This window comes from Wenyingzhuangia gracilariae (genome assembly GCF_056387575.1).
Map to the genome: position 1 here is coordinate 1,243,360 of NZ_CM150748.1, position 18,458 is coordinate 1,261,817.

The following is an 18,458-nucleotide window of genomic DNA, read 5'->3' on the forward strand; positions in this document are numbered from 1 at the left end:
TTTTACACACTAAAAACATGAAACATCTTATTCTAAGTTTTTTTCTATTTTTTATAGGAATTCAACTACAGTCTCAGAACTTACCTAACGGATTTCCTCAAACAGATAGAACCAAAATCAATTTAAAAAATGAGTGGAAATTTCAATTAGGAAACCCCAAAGCTAAAAACTATCAAGCTGATTTAAATGATTCTAAATGGGAAACAGTAAGCATTCCGCACACGCTTAAATTAACCTCTTTAACCTTAGATGATTTAAATGATGATAAAGTACAGCTTGTTTTTCACAGACAAGTAGGTTGGTACCGTAAAAATCTATACGTTCAAAATTCTAACAAAAAAGTATTTTTAGAATTTGAAGGAGCTCATCAAGTTACCGATTTATGGGTCAACGGAACTCATGTAGGTCAGCATGCTGTAGGCGGTTACACTCCTTTCCATTTTGATATTACAAACTATGTAAACAAAGGAACCGAAAATCAAATTACCTTATTGGTAGACAACCGAAGAAACGAAGCAATACCACCAGATCCTGGACCATTTGATTATGTTAAATTTAGTGGTTTGTATCGTGATGTGTATTTGGTAGAAACCAACAATGTTCATATAACCTTTAACTGGGAAACCCTACATTCTGGTGTTAATATTACCACTCCTACTATTGATGTGGTTAATAAAAATGCTGTTATTGATATTAAAACAGCTGTAAAAAACGAAAGCAATAAAGATGTAAATTGTACTATAAAAACCCGATTGATAGACAAAAAAGGATTGGTGGTACTACACTTAAACACTTCATCTAAAATTCTTAAAAACCAAGAATATCAATTCAACCAAATAGGAAGTATTGAAGACAACGTTCATTTTTGGGACATTGATAATCCTTATTTATATAGCGTCAATAGCGTTATTTGCATTGATGGTAAAGAAGTAGATTTTGTAGAAACAAAAATTGGATTGAGAAAATTTGAATTAGATCCTGTTAGAGGTTTTATCCTAAACAACAAACCCATTAAATTAATTGGAGCAAACAGACACCAACAATTTCCATACATTGGAGATGCCGTTCCAAATGCTTTGCATTATAAAGATGTACTACAATTTAAAGAATATGGATTTAATATTTTACGTACAGCCCATTATCCGCAAGACAATGCTTTAATTGAAGCTTGTGACGAATTAGGAATTTTAGTTTACGAAGAAGCTCCTACCTGGGTTTCTATTTCTCAGAACGATGCTTGGTGGAACAACTTAGAAAAAACAGCTCGCACCATGGTAAGAAACCATAGAAACCATGCTTCTATTGTGATGTGGGGTGCTGGAGTAAACCACAGAGGTTACGTACCAAGAGTACACAACACTATTAAACAAGAAGATCCTAACAGACTAACTGCATCACAAGGTGCTAGATGGACAGGTTGGCAAGCTTCTGGATTAACAGACATTAACGCAAATATGTTATACGGACCATTTATTTGGGACAGATCAGAACCTATTTTTGCTATGGAAGGTAGACACGGAGCTACAGCTATTGGACCTTACAAAAGAGATCCTTTAATGTTAGGATTAATTTCTTGGACCGCCCATGCATACTACACATTTCATCCAACACATGCAAAATCTAAAAGCAAAATAGATAGAACTAGAAGTGGAATGATGACCATTTTTAGACAACCAAGACCAGAATTAGATTGGTACAAAACAGAGTTAAAAACCGAACCTTTTGTCAAAATTTTAGAAGATTGGAAACCTAACACAAAAGAAATTACTGTGTATAGCAATGCAAAAGAAGTGGAATTATTTTTAAACAACAAAAGCATTGCCAAACAGCAACCTAGCAAAGACACTATTTATAACGGATTAGACCATGCTCCTTTTCACTTTAAAAACATTCAGTACAAAAAAGGAAAACTGCTAGCCAAAGCTTATTTTAATAACGGTACAACTAAAGAAACCATTAAAATAACCCCGGAAAAACCACATAAGATTTTATTATCTATAGATGATAACGGAAGAACCTTTACTGCAGATAATAGTGATATTATAGTGGCTTATGCAACAGTTGTTGATAAGAATGGAACTGTAATTTCTGATTTTAAAGACAAAATTAAATTTACCGTAAACAAAGATGCTTCTATTATTGGAGATAAAATAGATATCAATGCCAATCCTATGTTTACCGAATACGGAGTTGCTCCTGTATTAATTAAAGCAGGTAAAAAAACAGGAATCATTACGTTAAAAGCTACTGCTAAAGGACTAAAATCTGCCAAAGCTAGCACTACGCTTGTAGAAAAAAACGACAACGAAATTCTTAAAAATGCAAAACCTATTTACGACTTTAAAAAGGAACGTATAGACCTAGGAGCACCTGACCAATTAACCCAATTTGGATGGAATTTTTGGAATGAAAAAGACAAATCAGACCACAACAAGTATACTTTTACAGAGTTTAAAAATGCAACCGCAGAAATTCAAAAAACAACCAATGATGGAGTTATTCGCTGGTTAGGAGAAATGAATGTAGTAGGTAAATATGGTTTTGCCTATGCAGATGGTGCATTGGCTATAGACAAAAATGGAGTAAACTTAGTACTTAACAACCTGCCAAAAGGTACTTACAAGTTAAAAGTTTGGCATCATGCCCCAAGAACCAACTCCGATTTAATGGATCCGAATAAGGAAAAATTAAAAACAACTAGCATTCACAAATTACCTTACGAAAAAAATATTACCGTTAGTTCTTTAAATGCCGTTACTTCAACTCCCGTAACTGCAAATGTAACCGAAGGAAAAAACATGCAATATCAACTTCCAGGTACTTCAGAAATTATAATTACATCTAACGGAATGAGCCCTGTTATTATTAATTACAAAGGAACAGAACACAAAGGTATATGGATCAACGCTATGGAATTAACCGAGTGGAACACCAACTTATAATTATACTATAATCACAAATGTAAAGTTGTAGAGCGTTAATGTTCTACAACTTTACATACACTACTCCTTTGTCATTAAAAGGTTAAAAAATTATAGTTATCCACAATGGATAAATTAAAAAATGCTTCTGTTTAAACCTCATTTCCAATTATTTAAGAATTATATTGTTTTAGAGCTTTAAACATATCAACCGTTACAGGTCATGTACCCTATTACAACAACGTTGTTTTGCACGAAAAAGATTGCTACATTTAAGTAAACTTAATTGCTTCAATATGGCTCAAAATCAACCAAAAAAAATATTTGTACTAGATACATCTGTATTACTTTTTGATCACAATTCCATTAAAAACTTTCAAGACAACAGTGTTGTAATTCCTATTACTGTACTAGAAGAACTTGATAATTTTAAAATTGGTAACGACACTAAAAACTTTGAAGCTAGATCGGTTATTCGTTTTTTAGATAAAATTTCTGAAAACAAAAACTTAAACGAATGGATTAGCCTAGGTGAAGGAAAAGGAAATTTGTTTATTTCTATGCACAATAATGCATCTGGAACCAATGCAAAAGATGCTTATGGCTCTAAAAAAAACGATCACCTTATTATTGATACTGCTTTATTAATCAAAGAATCTTATCCCAATTCTAAAGTAACCTTAGTTACCAAAGACATTAACCTAAGAATAAAAGCAAAAGCTTTAGAATTAAAAGCAGAAGATTATTTAACGGGTAAGGTAGAAGATATTAAAAAGGTTTCTAAAGGTTCTATCAATTTAGATGATTTAGAGTCAGATGTAATCAGAGAACTGTATCAAAACAATGCTATTGATGAAAACGGAATTTTAGGAGATCAAAAAATGGCCAATGGTTATTACATTATTAACAACAACCAAGATTCTGTTTTGGCTCGTTTTAACCCAGAAAGCAATCAAATAGAGCGTGTAGAAAAAAGTTATGCTTACGGAATTAAACCTAAAAACGCAGAACAAACCTTTGCCATTGATGCTTTGTTAAACGAAAACATAAAACTGGTTGCTTTGCAAGGAGTTGCCGGTACTGGTAAAACCTTATTAGCCTTAGCAACAGCATTGGAACAAAAATCACTATACAATCAAATTATTTTAGCTCGACCTATTATTCCGCTAAGCAACAGGGATATTGGTTTTTTACCTGGAGGTGCAGAAGAAAAAATTTCTCCTTACATGCAACCTTTGTTTGACAACTTAAAATTTATAAAGTCTCAATACAAAGCAGATTCTAGAAAAAGAAAAGCTTTGGATGAAATGGAAGAAAACGAAGACTTGGTATTAACAGCTCTAGCTTTTATTAGAGGTAGAAGCCTAGCCAATGTCATTATGATTATTGATGAGTCTCAAAACTTAACTCCACACGAGGTAAAAACGATTATTACAAGAGCTGGAGAAGGAACTAAAATTATTTTTACAGGAGACATTAATCAAATAGATACACCTTATATGGATGAGCACAGTAATGGTTTAACTTATTTAATAGATAAATTAAAAGGTCACCGTTTATTTGCACACATTAAACTAGAAAAAGGAGAACGTTCTGAGCTGGCCAACTTAGCCAACGATTTACTGTAACAACAAAAAGCTGTTGAGAAAACTCAACAGCTTTTTTAATATTATATACTAAGAATTTAAAATTACTTTTTAAACTTAGCGTATTTAGTCTTAAATTTATCAATACGTCCTGCAGTATCAACCAATTTAGATTTACCTGTGTAGAACGGGTGAGATGTTCTAGAGATTTCCATTTTTACAACTGGGTACTCTACACCATCTACTTCTAAAGTTTCTTTTGTGTTAGCTGTTGAACGAGTTAAAAATACATCACCATTAGACATATCTTTAAAAGCTACCATTCTATAATTTTCTGGATGTATTCCTTTTTTCATAATTATATGTATGTTTTAACTGTGTTTATTTTTGAGACTGCAAATTTAAGTATATTTTTGAATAATCAAAACATTAAAAAGAAATAATTTATCTAAATAACCTTTTTTTTTCAAAAGTCATGCAAATTAACAAAATTTTAGTCGCTATTAGCTTAATAATTGGAATAAGCTCTTGCAACAACTCCCCAGAATTTGAACTAAAAGCTCCTGAAACAATTCAGATTGATAAAAAATTAAACTTAAACATTGTTAGCAGCAATCAAAACTTAAAAGTGGTTTATTATTTAGACAATGTTAAAATTGGAGACACCCAAAACATTTCTATAAATATTAAAGATGCTAAATTAGGAAAACACACCCTAAAAGTAGAAGTTGGAGAACACGATGATATAAAAACTAAAGAAAAAATCATTACTTTTTTAAACACCAACAATCCCAAAATATACAAATACAAAGTTGTAAACAGCTATCCGCACGATAGAGAATCTTTTACACAAGGTTTAGAATTTTACAATAACGAATTGTACGAAGGAACTGGACAAAGAGGAAAATCTGTTTTAAGAAAAGTAGACTTAAAAACAGGAAAAGTGCTACAAGAACAGGCTTTAGCTAGTAAATACTTTGGAGAAGGAATTACTATTTTTAACCACAAAGTATATCAATTAACTTGGGAAAGCAAAATAGGATTTATTTATGATGTAGACACATTTAAAACCTTAAATACCTTTTCTTTTAAACAAAGTAGCGAGGGTTGGGGCTTGACACACAATGACACCCACTTAATTAAATCTGATGGAACTGAAAAAATTTGGTTTTTAAATCCTGAAACAGGAGCCGAAGAATCTTATATAGAAGTTTATACCAACAAAAGACGTGTTGAAAATTTAAACGAATTGGAATATATTAATGGTAAAATTTATGCCAACGTATGGACTAAAAATGCCATTGCTATCATCAACCCAAAAAATGGTGCTGTAGAAGCTATTGTAAACATGAAAGGCTTGGCCAATCAATTAGACAATAAAACAGTAACAGATTCTAGCAACAAAGTACTAAACGGAATTGCCTACAACCCCACAACCCAAAAATTATATGTTACAGGTAAAAACTGGGACAAAATTTTTGAAATAGAAATTGTAAAATAAGTGTATGAAATTGTTAAAAGCCCTTTTTAAAATAGGATTTGTACTATTGTTGCTCAGTCAATTTTCTTGTAGAAAAGATTTTGATACTATTGTTAGTAACGGAAATTTAAGTTTTTCTGTAGACACCTTATTTTTAGACACTGTTTTTAACAGTTTAACAACCACTACCCACCGACTTACCGTTTACAACAAGAGTAAAAACGACATTAGCATTCCTAAAATTAAACTAGCCAAAGACAACTCTAAGTACAGAATAAATGTTGATGGAATTGATGGAACTGAATTTGAAGATGTTTTATTATTAAAAAAAGACAGCATTTTTATTTTTGTAGAATTAACTGCCGATGCACAAGATACCAATAGCGAAATGCTATACTTAGACAAAATTTTGTTTGACCCTAATGGAAACCAACAAGATGTTGATTTGGTAACCTTAGTGCAAGATGCAAATTTATTATTTCCAACCACGGGTACCGATTTTGAATTGTCTGAAACAAACTTTACCAATACCAAACCCTACGTTATTTACGGAAATGCTATTGTTTCAGAAAACAGCAACTTAACTGTAGATGCTGGTAGCACTATTTATTTTAGTGACAATGCATCTTTAACCATTGCCAAAGGAGCTAGTTTAAACATTAATGGAACACTAACAGATTCTATTGTTTTTAGAAGTGATAACCTTAAACATGACTTTGATCAAATCCCTGGACAATGGCAAGGACTTAAAATTGAAGAGAATACAAATGTTGCCATTAATTATTTACAAATTTTAAATCCCTCTACAGGAATAGAAATTATAGAAAATACCAATTCAGTTAGTATTCATAATACAGAAATTTACAATGCATCCGATTATGGAATCTATACTCAAAATGCAAACATAACCGCTAGTAATTTAGTTATTGGGCAAACAGGTAAATCTGGATTGTATTTACAAGGAGGAACTTATACTTTTACTCACTGTACTTTTGCCAATTATTGGAGCAAAGGATTACGCTATAAAGACAATGTTGTTATTCACAATTATTATATTAATAATGATGTTACAGCAAATGCCCCTTTACAAAACGCTGATTTTATCAACTGTATTATTGCCGGAACTAGAACCAACGAAATAGATTTAGACAAAAGTGAAGACGAAGCTATTTTTAACTTTTCTTTTAAAAATTCACTTATCTATTTAGAAAAAGGTATTGAGTTTTATGATACCGACAATACAACTTATTATCAAAACGTATACTTAAACAAAAAAACAGATTTTAAAAATACTGGGGTTAATGATTTAAGAATAGGTTTAGATAACGAAGGAATTAACAAAGCAGATATTACTACAGCCAACACAATTCCTTTAGATATTATTGGTACTGATAGAACAACAGCTCCAGACATTGGTGCCTACCAACATATAGATTTTAAAACGTTAGAACCCAAAAAAGAAGATGAATAAAACCGTATTAATTACAGGAACTAGCCGAGGAATTGGATTTGAATTGGCTCAATTATTTGCCAACACAAATTATTCTGTATTGGCCATTTCTAGAAACACAAATACATTAGATGCTATCAACCATCCAAACATCAAAACTTTTGGAGTAGATTTAAGTCAAGAAAATGAAATTGATAGTGTGGTAGATTATATTGCAAAAAATAACATCCAAATAGTAGAATTGATTCACAATGCCGGAAAATTAGTTAACAAACCCTTTACCGAAATTTCTCAAGAAGATTTTAAAGAAGTGTATCAAGTAAATGTATTTTCTGTGGCTTTGTTAACTCAAAAAATAATTCCGTTTATGCCACCAAACAGCCATGTAGTTACCATTAGTAGTATGGGAGGAATACAAGGAAGTTTAAAATTTCCTGGGTTGGCAGCCTATAGCTCTTCTAAAGGAGCAGTAATTACTTTGTCAGAGTTATTGGCAGAAGAATACAAAGAACAAAAAATTGCCTTTAATGTATTGGCTTTAGGTGCTGTACAAACAGAAATGTTGCAAGAAGCCTTCCCTGGTTACGAAGCCCCTATACAACCTTTAGAAATGGCTCAATATATTTTTGATTTTACCACCACAGGAAATAAATTTTACAATGGAAAGGTTTTAGAAGTTTCTAGCACAACTCCCTAATTTTTATGATTGAGCAAGTTATTCCTTACATTCCCACAGCAGCAAAAGAACCTTTAAACAAACTACTTCAAAAACATTCTTTTACCTTAAAAATTGTCAATGGTAGAAAAACCAAAAGAGGAGATTTTAGAGCTACTCAACCACTGCCAACCATAACCATTAATAACAATTTAACAAAAGAGCAATTTCTAATCACTTTGGTACACGAAATTGCTCATTTGCACACATACATCCACTACCCTAGAGCAAAACCACATGGTACAGAATGGAAACAATGTTTTCAACAGTTAATGCTTCCGTTTTTAACTCCTATTATTTTTGATGAAGAATTGCTAAAGCCTTTGGCCAAACATTTAATCAATCCAAAAGCAACAACAGATTCTGACATAAAATTATCTGTAGTTTTACAAGAAAAAAAGAACCTCCACAATACTCATAATTATTATATATTTGATTTAAAACCAGGAACTTTATTTACCTTAAACAATAGGAATTTTAAACTTTTAAACAAACGCAGAACTAGATATGAATGTTTGGAAGTTGAAACCCAAAAAAGGTATTTAATCAAAGGAAATGCACCCGTAGAAATTGTTTAACAACAATGCTAAAAAACTATGACAACTCAAAACGATAACGATCAGGAATTAGAAAATAAAAAAAAGGTAGTTCAAAAAGAGTTCAAAGGCTTTTTTACAGCCATTAAAACATTTTTGAGCGATTTATTAAATATTAGAGAAGAAACCGACAAGGAACTAACCATTACCAAAATTAAAGCAGGTATTGCCGTAAAAAGCCACAATGCTTGGGTATTAATATTTTCTATATTTATTGCCTCTATAGGTTTAAATGTAAGTTCTACGGCCGTAGTTATTGGAGCCATGCTAGTATCTCCTTTAATGGGACCTATTTTAGGTTTGGGACTCTCTATTGGTATTAATGATATTGATACGTTGAGACGTTCTTTAATCAACCTAGGAGTTATGGTAGGATTAAGCATTACTACCTCTTTCTTATTTTTTAGCATTCCACTGTTTCAAGATGCTACCCCAGAAATTATAGCCAGAACTGCTCCCGATGTTAGAGATGTATTGATTGCTTTGGCTGGAGGTTTGGCTTTAATTATTGCCTTGAGTAGACGTACAGAAATGACCAACACCATTGCAGGTATTGCCATTGCAACAGCATTAATGCCTCCTTTGTGTACTGCGGGTTATGGATTGGCTACATGGAATTTTAAATACTTTGGAGGGGCTATGTTTTTGTTTATCATAAACGCAATATTTATAGCCTTAGCAACTTTTGCTGTGGTTAAATTTTTACGTTTCCCTGTAGTAAAATACATCAATCAAGCAAAAAGAAAAAGAATTGCGCAGTTGGTTGGTTTTATTGCCACCATTATTATAGGATTTAGTATCTATCAATTTTACCTACTATTTCAAGAAAATCAATACAAACTAAATGCAGAACACTTTATTTCTGAACTGCAAGAAAAAACAGGTGCAGGTATTATAAGCACTGCTATTAACTATGATAAAAAAACGATAAAAATTGTAGTTTTAGGAACCAATATAGATGAAGTTCAAAAGAAAATATGGTCTAATAAAATGGATGAATTTAACATTCCTAACTCATCTTTAATCATTCAGCAAGATGATAAAACATCGTTATTACAAGATGAAATTAACACCATTAAAAATTCTTATGTAAAAAACCAGAACTTAATTGCTAGCAAAGATGAAATCATTTTACAAAAAGAAGCATTAATTATAGAAAAAGACCATCAACTACAGCAACTGTACAAAAAACAAATACCATTTGTACAATTAAGTCAAGAAGCTAGAATTATATATACTGGTTTAGACAAATTAAGCTATGCTAGTAAGCTAGAAACCAATTTTAGCTCTATAGATACTATTGCTGTTTTTGAAGTAAAATGGAACGATTCTATTAAAAATACCAAAGCACTAAATACTAAGTTTAAAAACTGGCTACAAACAAGATTAAACAACAACCGTATTGAGTTGAAACAGATTTCTAAAAATTAACCATGGATGCTTTAAAAATCAGAAAAAACAGAAAAAAATTAGGATGGACGCAAGAAGAGCTTGCTAAAAAGATTGGAGTTAGCAAAACAACAATTTATAATTACGAAAGAGGAAAAGAAATTCCTGCTACTAAAAAATCATTATTGATTTCGTTTTTTAATTCTCATAACAACAATAATCAAGAAGATATACGATACATCGTTAATTCAAAAGGCAACAAGTTTTTAGAACTAGAAGACAGATCTGTGAATGTGGTTGCCAATATATTACCTTTTGATGCTTATGCAGCATATAAAGGAAGTTTACATGAAAATACTAAATCTTTAAATAATTATGAAGATATTACTTTTAATTTAGATAGGTATAATTCAGGTAATTACAAGGCTTTTAGAGTAAAAGGGCCGAGCATGGATGGTGGTATGATAAATGATACTCCAGATGGAAGTTTAGTTTTAGCAAAAGAATTAGGCAGGCATCATTGGTTAGATGGTTTTAATCCCACAAAATACGGATGGATAATATTATCTAATAAAAACATATTTCATAAAGATATTATTGAATTTAATAAAGAGGGCGGAATAATTACTTGTCATTCCAGAAATACAAGTCCAGAGTATTCAGATTTTGATTTAAACCTAAATGATGTTTATAAAATTTTTAAAGTTATTAAAAGAACTTTTTAAATTTTTATATGCGTTTATAGACGTTAGTATTCGGGAAGTTTTCGGACTACTTTCGTTTTAAAGCATAAAAAAACCCCAGCTTCACTGAGGTTTTAATTTTTAAAAGTTGTCCCACAAGGACTCGAACCTTGAACGACGGTACCAAAAACCGCTGTGTTACCATTACACCATGGGACAGTGCGTTTGCGGGTGCAAATATACAGCACATCTACAATTCTGCAAAATTTTTTCGCAAAAAAATTCACTTTTTTTTTCAAACACCTTCATATTTATTGAATATCAACCACTTAATAAAACAAGTTTTTTTATTTTTTTTAATTCTACTTAACATTTTTCTTCAATAACTCAATCAGCATGAATATTTAATTAAATTTGTGTCTAAAATTTTAGTTCAGACACTTCAAATGAAAGAAAACACCTATCAAAAGTGGAATACAATCCTTGGGTGGATTGTTTTTGTAATATCCTTAGCAACCTATACACTAACCCTAGAACCAACCGTAAGTTTTTGGGATTGTGGAGAATACATATCAACTGCAGTAAAACTAGAAGTAGGTCACCCACCTGGTGCTCCTTTATTCCAAATGCTGGGGGCTTTCTTTGCCATGTTTAGTAGTTCTGCTAGCAATATTGCACACATGGTAAACTTTATGTCTGGTTTGGCAAGTGCATTTACTATTTTGTTTATGTTTTGGTCATTAACCAACCTAATCAAAAGAATTGCAATTCAAAATTCAGAATTATCTGCAAACAAAACTATTGCTATACTTGGGTCTGCTGCCGTAGGTAGTTTAACCTATACTTTTTCTGATAGTTTTTGGTTTAGCGCTGTAGAAGCAGAAGTATATGCCATGTCTTCTTTTTTAATGGCTTTATTATTTTGGCTTGGTTTAAAATGGGAAAAATCTTTTCAACAACCTAGAGGTAATAAATGGTTAATCTTAATCTGTTTTGTTATTGGATTATCGTTTGGTGTACATATTTTATCTCTTTTGGTAATTCCATCTTTGGTGTTTATTTACTTAAATCATTACTATAAAAAATACACTCTTAAAAATTTTATCATTGCCAATGCAATTGCTATTGGAGCTTTAATTTTTATTTTTAAATTTTTATTTCCTTTTACCTTAAAATTCTTTAGTGCATCAGAATTGTTTTTTGTTAACACCTTAAACATGCCTTTCCATACAGGAACTGTAATTGCTGCTATTCTTATTGTTACTGGTTTTTATTTTGGACTAAACTATACCCGTAAACACAAAAAATACTTAGCCAACATAACTTTATTATCTGTGCTATTTGTAATGATTGGTTTTTCTTGCTGGTTAATGCTACCTATTAGAGCGAATGCAAACACTACTATTAACGAAAACAACCCTTCATCTGCTAGAGAACTATTAGCCTACTACAATCGTGAACAATATGGAGATTCTAATATTTTTTATGACACTTATTACTCCTCTAAATACGATAGAGAACCTGCTTTAGATGCTAGTGGAAATCCTATTATGGAAGACGTAAAGCCTAAGTATGAAATGGATGAAGAAAGCGGGAAATATGTAATTGTAAATGATTATAAAAATGCTCAAGAAAAAACATCTGACAAACACAAAGGTTTTATTCCCAGAATGGTAAACCCAGCATTGGAACAAAACTATAAATCTATTGTTGGAATTCCACAAAAAAGCAAAGCAAGACCTACCTTTTCCGAAAACATAGAATTTATGGTAAAGTACCAGTTTGGATACATGTATTTTAGATATTTGTTTTGGAATTTTATTGGAAAACAAAACGATATTCAAGGACGTATGGATCCTTTTAACGGAAACTGGATGTCTGGAATTACAGCTATTGATCAACTATTTGTAGGCACACAACAAAACCTACCTGACGAAATGCTTCATAACAAAGGAAGAAACCTATATTACGGTATTCCTTTTTTACTAGGAATAATAGGTCTAATTTTTCAATTAAAAAGAGATCCTCGTAATTTTTACAATCTTTTCCTATTTTTTGTTTTTACAGGTTTTGCCATTATTTTTTATACCAATCCTAAACCTTTTGAACCTAGAGAAAGAGATTACGCTATTGTAGGTTCTTTCTATATTTTTGCCATGTGGGTAGGATTTGGAGTTTATGCTATTTACAACAAAATCAGTAGCTATCAAAAATCTAAAGCAATTGCCATTGCTGTTCCTAGCTTGTGTTTGTTAATTTCACCTATTGTTATGGCCTCTGAAAACTGGGATGATCATGACAGATCTCACAAATACACAGCTTATTTTAACGCAAAAGCATATTTAGACTCTTGCAGTAAAAATGCAATTTTATTTACCATTGGAGATAACGACACGTTTCCTCTTTGGTACATGCAAGAAGTTGAGGGTTACAGAACAGATGTAAAAATTGTAAACACCAGCTTATTAGCTACTGATTGGTACATAGACCAAATGAAACGTAAAACGTACGATGCTCCTCCAATACCATCGCAATTAGTACACGACCAATACAAACATGGTACTCTTGATGTTGCTTACCACACAGGACAAGTAAAAGAAAGATGGGATATTGATAACTTTATGAAATGGATTAGCTCATCGGACAAACGTACTTATATAGAAGTTAACCCTGGAAAATTTGAAAAGTTTTATCCAACCAATAAATTAAGATTACCCGTAAACAAAGAAACTGTTTTAAAGAACGGAATTGTAAAAGCTAAAGATGCAGATTCTATTGTTGATTATATGGATTTAGACATAGACAACAGAGGACTTACAAAGAACAGAACACTTATGTTAGATATTTTAGCTAATAATAACTGGGAAAGACCTATTTATTTTACAGGTGGTTCTAATGCCGATGAAGAGTACTTATGGCTTAAAGATTATTTACAACTAGACGGAATGGCTTTTCAATTAGTTCCTATTAAAACCAAAAGCGAATATGGTATTTTAGGAATGGGTAGAATAGATACCGATAAAATGTACAACATGGTGAAATCTTGGAATTTTGGAAATCTAGGTCATGATTTTTACATTGATCCTGAATCTAGAAAAAATTCTATTTCCTATAGAAATAACATATCTAGACTTGTAGAAGCTTTAATGAATGAAAATCAATTAGAAAAAGCCGAAGAAATTTTAGATTTAAGCTACAACAAAATGCCTATTGAAAAATACCATCAATATGGAGTGTGTTTAGCCTTTCCAGAACAATACTACCTTTTAAACAAACCTGAAAAAGCAAGAGAAGCAGCCAATACTCTAATAAAAGTTTTTCAAGAAAAACTATTGTATTATTCGCAATTTAGTGCTGCCGATTTAGACTACCTATTCAGCGAGGTAGAACATGAATTTAAAATGTATCAAACCATTGCTTCTGATGTAAACAAATACGAAAAAGATGAAGATTACAAGAAAAAAGTAGAAACCGAATTTATAGGTCATATTAAGTTATTTGAAGATATTCTTAAATAACCAATGAGATTCTACCCAATTAAAACCAAACAACTTTTCAAATCCATTTTTAACAAATGGATTTGGAGTTTGGATTCATCTAAAAAAGAAATATACCTTACTTTTGATGATGGCCCTATACCTCATATTACACCTTGGGTTTTAAAAGAGCTAGAAAAATACAATGCAAAAGCTACTTTTTTTTGTATTGGCGATAATATTAGAAAACACCCAAACGTTTTTCAATCTATTGTACAAAATGGACATAGTGTAGGAAACCACACCTACAATCACTTAAAAGGATGGAACACAAATTCAGAAGAATATCTTAAAAATATTTTAAAAACAGAAAAACAACTGCAACCATTTAGTAGTTCAAAACTTTTTAGACCTCCCTATGGTAAAATCACAAGAAATCAATCAAAAAAACTATTAAGCCTAGGTTATAAAATTATAATGTGGGATGTTCTAAGTGCTGATTTTGACACAAATATTTCATCTGAAAAATGCACAAAAAACGTACTTAAAAACGCTGAAAACGGGAGTATTATCGTTTTTCACGATAGCAAAAAAGCATTCCCAAGACTAAAAGAAACACTTCCTATAGTCTTAAAAAAATTACATCAAAAAGGATATAAATTTAATAGTCTATGCTAAACGTATTGCTGAACCAAGCTAATTAACGTATTGGCATCTTGTTCTCCAGACTGCCTCCATTTCATTTGTCCATTTTTATAAATTACAAATGTAGGATTTGCCTTTACCTTTAATGCTGACGCTAAAATTTCATTCTTTTGAATATCAATCTTAATCACCTTTGCTTTATCCCCTAAAGCAGCAACAACATCCTTTAATATCATTCCTGTAGGCTCATCTTCTTCTTCACTCCATTGAGTGTAAAAATCAATCAGCACAGGAATTTCTACATTAATTAAATCACCAAATTTAGTCATACTATTCATGTATAATGTTTGAATAATTTATGCCATTTACCTGACAAACAGGCACAAATACGAACGCAATATAACTTTTTTACGAATTAAACAAAAAAAACAAGTTAATTTTTAACAAATTTTATCAATAATTTAACAAAAAAGCGCATAATTAATGCTCAATCATGTAAAAACTAAAACATCTGCCCTTTTAAATTAGTTGATTTTATTTACATTTACAACTCTCAAATTCACACTTATGACCACTCAAAAAAGACTTTTTTTACTTGATGCTTATGCTCTAATTTTTAGAGGTTATTACGCTTTAATTAAAAATCCTAGAATTAACTCTAAAGGGATGGACACCTCTGCCATTTTAGGATTTACAAACTCTTTATTAGATGTGATTCGTAGAGAAAAACCAGAACTATTAGCCGTAGCATTTGACAAAGGAGGATCTGTTAGCAGAACCGAATCTTTTGAAGCCTACAAAGCCAATAGACAAGAAACTCCAGAGGCTATTAAAATTGCCATCCCCTATATTCATGAGATATTAAAAGCCATGAATATTCCAATTATAGAAAAAGCAGGTTTTGAAGCAGATGATTTGATTGGAACCATTGCTAAACAGGCAGAAAAAGAAGGTTGTCAAGTATATATGGTAACCCCAGATAAAGATTATGCTCAACTGGTCTCTGAAAACATTTTTATGTACAAGCCAGCAAGAATGGGAAATGGTATTGAAATTTGGAATGTAGATAAAGTAAAAGAAAAATTTGAAGTAGAACACCCATTACAAGTCATAGATTATTTAGGTATGATGGGAGATGCTGTAGATAATATCCCTGGACTTCCTGGTGTAGGAGACAAAACAGCTAAGAAATTCATAAAACAATACGGTTCTATGGAAGGTCTTTTAGCCAATACACATGAGCTAAAAGGAAAAATGAAAGAAAAAGTAGAAGCAAACAAAGAACTAGGCTTATTATCTAAACAACTTGCGACTATTATTTTAGATTGTCCTGTAGAATATCATGAAGAAGATTTCACAATGTGTCCTCCAAATTTTGAAGAAGTTCATACCATATTTCAAGAATTAGAATTTAGAAGAATTGCAGACACTATTAATAAAATTTTTAACGTTGAAACCACTACAACAAGTATAAAAGAAGACACAACACCTAAAGCAAACAATTCAAAAGAACAACTAGATTTATTTTCGGAAACCCCACAAAATATTACTATTGATACTGGTTACGCTACCTTAAAAAGCTCCAAACCAATTTATCAATACATAAATTCCGAAACGGCTAGGCTGTTATTTATAAACAAATTACAACAACAACAAAAAGTAGCTTTTGAAATTATAAGTGAACGTAAAAATTTTGTTGATGAAATTGTTGGCTTTGGATTTTCCTACGAAAGCAACTCAGGATACTACATTCCTGTAAACAATAACAAACAACAATTACTTAACCAACTTACTCCTTTCTTTGAAAATCCTTTAATTGAAAAAATAGCTTATGAATTAAAAAGCAACATTAAAGTTTTAGCTCAATACCAAATAGAATTAAAAGGAGCTGCTTTTGATATTAGCTTAGCGCATTATTTATTACATCCAGATATGAGGCATCAATTAGATGTTCTTTCTGAAACTTACTTAAATTACCAGACAACTCATCAAGATGAACTACTAGGTAAAGGAAAAAACAAAACTACTTTGGTAGATTTGGATTTAAACTCCATTACTCCATACATCTGTGAGCAAACTGATTTATGCTTGCAATTAGAACATCAATTTAAAGAAGAATTAAAAGAAAACAACCTATACAAACTATACTCCCAAATAGAATTACCATTGCTAAAAGTATTGGCAAAAATGGAATTAGCAGGAATCAATTTAGATGTACCTTACTTAAAAGAACTCTCAATTGCTTTAGACAAAGACATTTTATTGTTGGAAAAAGAAATTCATGATCTTGCAGGAGAAGTTTTTAACATTGCCTCACCTAAACAATTGGGTATTGTACTTTTTGAAAAACTACAACTTGTAGACAAACCTAAAAAAACAAAAACAGGTCAATATGCTACAGGTGAAGATATTTTAAACAAACTTGCAGAAGAACACAGCATTGTAGAAAAAATATTAAGTTACAGAGGTTTGGTTAAACTAAAAAACACTTATGTAGATAGTTTACCAAACGAAGTTAACCCAGTTACACAACGCGTACACACTACATACAGTCAATCAACCGCAGCAACAGGCCGATTAAGCTCTAACAATCCAAATTTACAAAACATTCCTATTAGAACAGAAAGAGGAAAAATGATTCGTAAAGCTTTTATAAAAAAAGACGAAAACCATGTGTTGTTTGCAGCCGATTATTCACAAATTGAATTAAGGTTAATTGCCGAACTAAGTCAGGATCCAGAAATGTTAGCTTCTTTCCAAAACGGAGACGACATACACAAATCTACTGCTGCCAAAGTTTTTCAGGTTCCTTTAGAAGAAGTGACAAGAGAACAAAGAAGCCAAGCCAAAACAGTTAATTTCGGAATTATTTATGGAGTATCTGCCTTTGGACTAAGTCAACAAACCAACTTAAGCAGAAAAGAATCTAAAGAATTAATAGATACGTATTACAAAACTTATCCTACTTTAAAAAAATACATGTCAGATCAAGTAGACTTTGCCAAAGAACACGGTTATGTAAAAACATTATTAGACAGACGTAGATATTTAAAAAACATTAACTCAGCCAACGCTATAGTACGATCTGCCGATGAACGAAATGCTGTAAACGCACCTATACAAGGAACGGCAGCAGATATTATTAAAATAGCAATGATTGACATTCAAAAAGCATTGGAAGAAGGAAACTATAAAAGTAAAATGTTATTACAAGTACATGATGAATTGGTCTTTGATATCCACAAAAATGAACTAGATAAGTTAAAACCGATGATTGTTTCTAAAATGGAAAACGCATATAAACTAAGTGTTCCATTAGTAGTAGACACAGACCTAGGAGACAATTGGCTAGATGCTCACTAACAACCCAAAAACAACTTAAAATTCGTAAAAAAGAGCAGCATTAAAACATATGTGTTTTAACAAGATACAAATGTTTTAAAGTGTACCGTGTACTTTTTCTCAACATTAATCTTATGTAGTTTTGATTTCATAAATCATTTTTAAAACATATCAA

13 protein-coding genes and 1 tRNA gene are annotated in these 18,458 nt (G+C 31.4%); 11 read left to right on the top strand and 3 right to left on the bottom strand.

From position 1 onward, the window contains the following. Positions 1-17: 17 nt before the first annotated feature. Together ACY2IJ_RS05370 and ACY2IJ_RS05375 are read left to right on the top strand one after the other, a co-directional pair. Positions 18-2,942 carry a glycoside hydrolase family 2 protein gene (locus ACY2IJ_RS05370; protein ID WP_476726127.1) on the top strand — a complete coding sequence of 975 codons (2,925 nt, stop codon included), beginning with the start codon at positions 18-20 and terminating at the stop codon, positions 2,940-2,942. Between the two features lie 275 nt (positions 2,943-3,217). After that, positions 3,218-4,549 carry a PhoH family protein gene (locus tag ACY2IJ_RS05375; RefSeq protein WP_476726128.1) on the top strand — a complete coding sequence of 444 codons (1,332 nt, stop codon included), beginning with the start codon at positions 3,218-3,220 and terminating at the stop codon, positions 4,547-4,549. A 62-nt stretch (positions 4,550-4,611) separates the two neighbouring features. On the opposite strand, the gene ACY2IJ_RS05380 is transcribed toward ACY2IJ_RS05375, so the two are convergent. After that, the gene (locus tag ACY2IJ_RS05380; RefSeq protein WP_167189520.1) at positions 4,612-4,863 is read right to left on the bottom strand and encodes a type B 50S ribosomal protein L31; all 252 of its coding nucleotides are present in this window, start codon (positions 4,861-4,863) and stop codon (positions 4,612-4,614) included. Between the two features lie 119 nt (positions 4,864-4,982). On the opposite strand from ACY2IJ_RS05380, the gene ACY2IJ_RS05385 reads away from it, so the two are divergent. Genes ACY2IJ_RS05385 through ACY2IJ_RS05410 form a run of 6 tightly spaced genes read left to right on the top strand, consistent with a single transcriptional unit; the run spans position 4,983 to position 10,862 of the window. Beyond that, positions 4,983-6,008 carry a glutaminyl-peptide cyclotransferase gene (locus ACY2IJ_RS05385; protein ID WP_476726129.1) on the top strand — a complete coding sequence of 342 codons (1,026 nt, stop codon included), beginning with the start codon at positions 4,983-4,985 and terminating at the stop codon, positions 6,006-6,008. A 4-nt stretch (positions 6,009-6,012) separates the two neighbouring features. Then, positions 6,013-7,458, top strand: coding sequence for a hypothetical protein (locus ACY2IJ_RS05390; RefSeq protein WP_476726130.1), 1,446 nt, complete (start codon positions 6,013-6,015; stop codon positions 7,456-7,458). After that, entirely contained in the window at positions 7,451-8,134 is a 684-nt protein-coding gene (locus ACY2IJ_RS05395; protein WP_476726131.1) for an SDR family NAD(P)-dependent oxidoreductase, read from the top strand. Before ACY2IJ_RS05390 ends, ACY2IJ_RS05395 begins: the two co-directional genes overlap by 8 nt. 5 nt (positions 8,135-8,139) lie before the next feature. Next, positions 8,140-8,730, top strand: a complete 591-nt coding sequence (locus ACY2IJ_RS05400) for a SprT-like domain-containing protein (RefSeq protein ID WP_476726132.1) — start codon at positions 8,140-8,142, stop codon at positions 8,728-8,730. 18 nt (positions 8,731-8,748) lie between these two features. Next, positions 8,749-10,179 (top strand): DUF389 domain-containing protein, encoded by a 1,431-nt coding sequence (locus ACY2IJ_RS05405; protein ID WP_476726133.1) that lies wholly within the window; start codon positions 8,749-8,751, stop codon positions 10,177-10,179. A 2-nt stretch (positions 10,180-10,181) separates the two neighbouring features. Next, entirely contained in the window at positions 10,182-10,862 is a 681-nt protein-coding gene (locus tag ACY2IJ_RS05410) for a helix-turn-helix domain-containing protein (protein ID WP_476726134.1), read from the top strand. Positions 10,863-10,968: 106 nt separating this feature from the next. Here ACY2IJ_RS05410 and ACY2IJ_RS05415 read toward each other — a convergent pair. After that, positions 10,969-11,039: transfer RNA gene (locus ACY2IJ_RS05415), tRNA-Gln, on the bottom strand. 227 nt (positions 11,040-11,266) lie between these two features. On the opposite strand from ACY2IJ_RS05415, the gene ACY2IJ_RS05420 reads away from it, so the two are divergent. Together ACY2IJ_RS05420 and ACY2IJ_RS05425 are read left to right on the top strand one after the other, a co-directional pair. Further along, entirely contained in the window at positions 11,267-14,338 is a 3,072-nt protein-coding gene (locus ACY2IJ_RS05420) for a glycosyltransferase family 117 protein (RefSeq protein ID WP_476726135.1), read from the top strand. A 3-nt stretch (positions 14,339-14,341) separates the two neighbouring features. Then, positions 14,342-14,974, top strand: coding sequence for a polysaccharide deacetylase family protein (locus ACY2IJ_RS05425; protein ID WP_476726136.1), 633 nt, complete (start codon positions 14,342-14,344; stop codon positions 14,972-14,974). Here the strand turns inward: ACY2IJ_RS05425 and ACY2IJ_RS05430 are convergent. Beyond that, positions 14,971-15,270, bottom strand: coding sequence for a thioredoxin family protein (locus ACY2IJ_RS05430; protein WP_476726540.1), 300 nt, complete (start codon positions 15,268-15,270; stop codon positions 14,971-14,973). The genes ACY2IJ_RS05425 and ACY2IJ_RS05430 overlap by 4 nt on opposite strands. A 238-nt stretch (positions 15,271-15,508) precedes the next feature. Between ACY2IJ_RS05430 and polA the strand changes: the two genes are divergently transcribed. Next, positions 15,509-18,304: a DNA polymerase I gene (gene polA / locus ACY2IJ_RS05435; RefSeq protein WP_476726137.1), complete on the top strand. Its 2,796-nt coding sequence runs from the start codon at positions 15,509-15,511 to the stop codon at positions 18,302-18,304. Positions 18,305-18,458: the final 154 nt, after the last annotated feature.

Bases quoted from the DNA above. Each gene is read 5' to 3' on its own strand.
- ACY2IJ_RS05380 (WP_167189520.1), bottom strand. From the start codon at position 4,863: ATGAAAAAAGGAATACATCCAGAAAATTATAGAATGGTAGCTTTTAAA.
- ACY2IJ_RS05370 (WP_476726127.1), top strand. From the start codon at position 18: ATGAAACATCTTATTCTAAGTTTTTTTCTATTTTTTATAGGAATTCAA.
- ACY2IJ_RS05430 (WP_476726540.1), bottom strand. From the start codon at position 15,270: ATGACTAAATTTGGTGATTTAATTAATGTAGAAATTCCTGTGCTGATT.
- ACY2IJ_RS05385 (WP_476726129.1), top strand. From the start codon at position 4,983: ATGCAAATTAACAAAATTTTAGTCGCTATTAGCTTAATAATTGGAATA.
- ACY2IJ_RS05425 (WP_476726136.1), top strand. From the start codon at position 14,342: ATGAGATTCTACCCAATTAAAACCAAACAACTTTTCAAATCCATTTTT.
- ACY2IJ_RS05375 (WP_476726128.1), top strand. From the start codon at position 3,218: ATGGCTCAAAATCAACCAAAAAAAATATTTGTACTAGATACATCTGTA.
- ACY2IJ_RS05395 (WP_476726131.1), top strand. From the start codon at position 7,451: ATGAATAAAACCGTATTAATTACAGGAACTAGCCGAGGAATTGGATTT.
- polA (WP_476726137.1), top strand. From the start codon at position 15,509: ATGACCACTCAAAAAAGACTTTTTTTACTTGATGCTTATGCTCTAATT.
- ACY2IJ_RS05390 (WP_476726130.1), top strand. From the start codon at position 6,013: ATGAAATTGTTAAAAGCCCTTTTTAAAATAGGATTTGTACTATTGTTG.
- ACY2IJ_RS05420 (WP_476726135.1), top strand. From the start codon at position 11,267: ATGAAAGAAAACACCTATCAAAAGTGGAATACAATCCTTGGGTGGATT.
- ACY2IJ_RS05405 (WP_476726133.1), top strand. From the start codon at position 8,749: ATGACAACTCAAAACGATAACGATCAGGAATTAGAAAATAAAAAAAAG.
- ACY2IJ_RS05410 (WP_476726134.1), top strand. From the start codon at position 10,182: ATGGATGCTTTAAAAATCAGAAAAAACAGAAAAAAATTAGGATGGACG.
- ACY2IJ_RS05400 (WP_476726132.1), top strand. From the start codon at position 8,140: ATGATTGAGCAAGTTATTCCTTACATTCCCACAGCAGCAAAAGAACCT.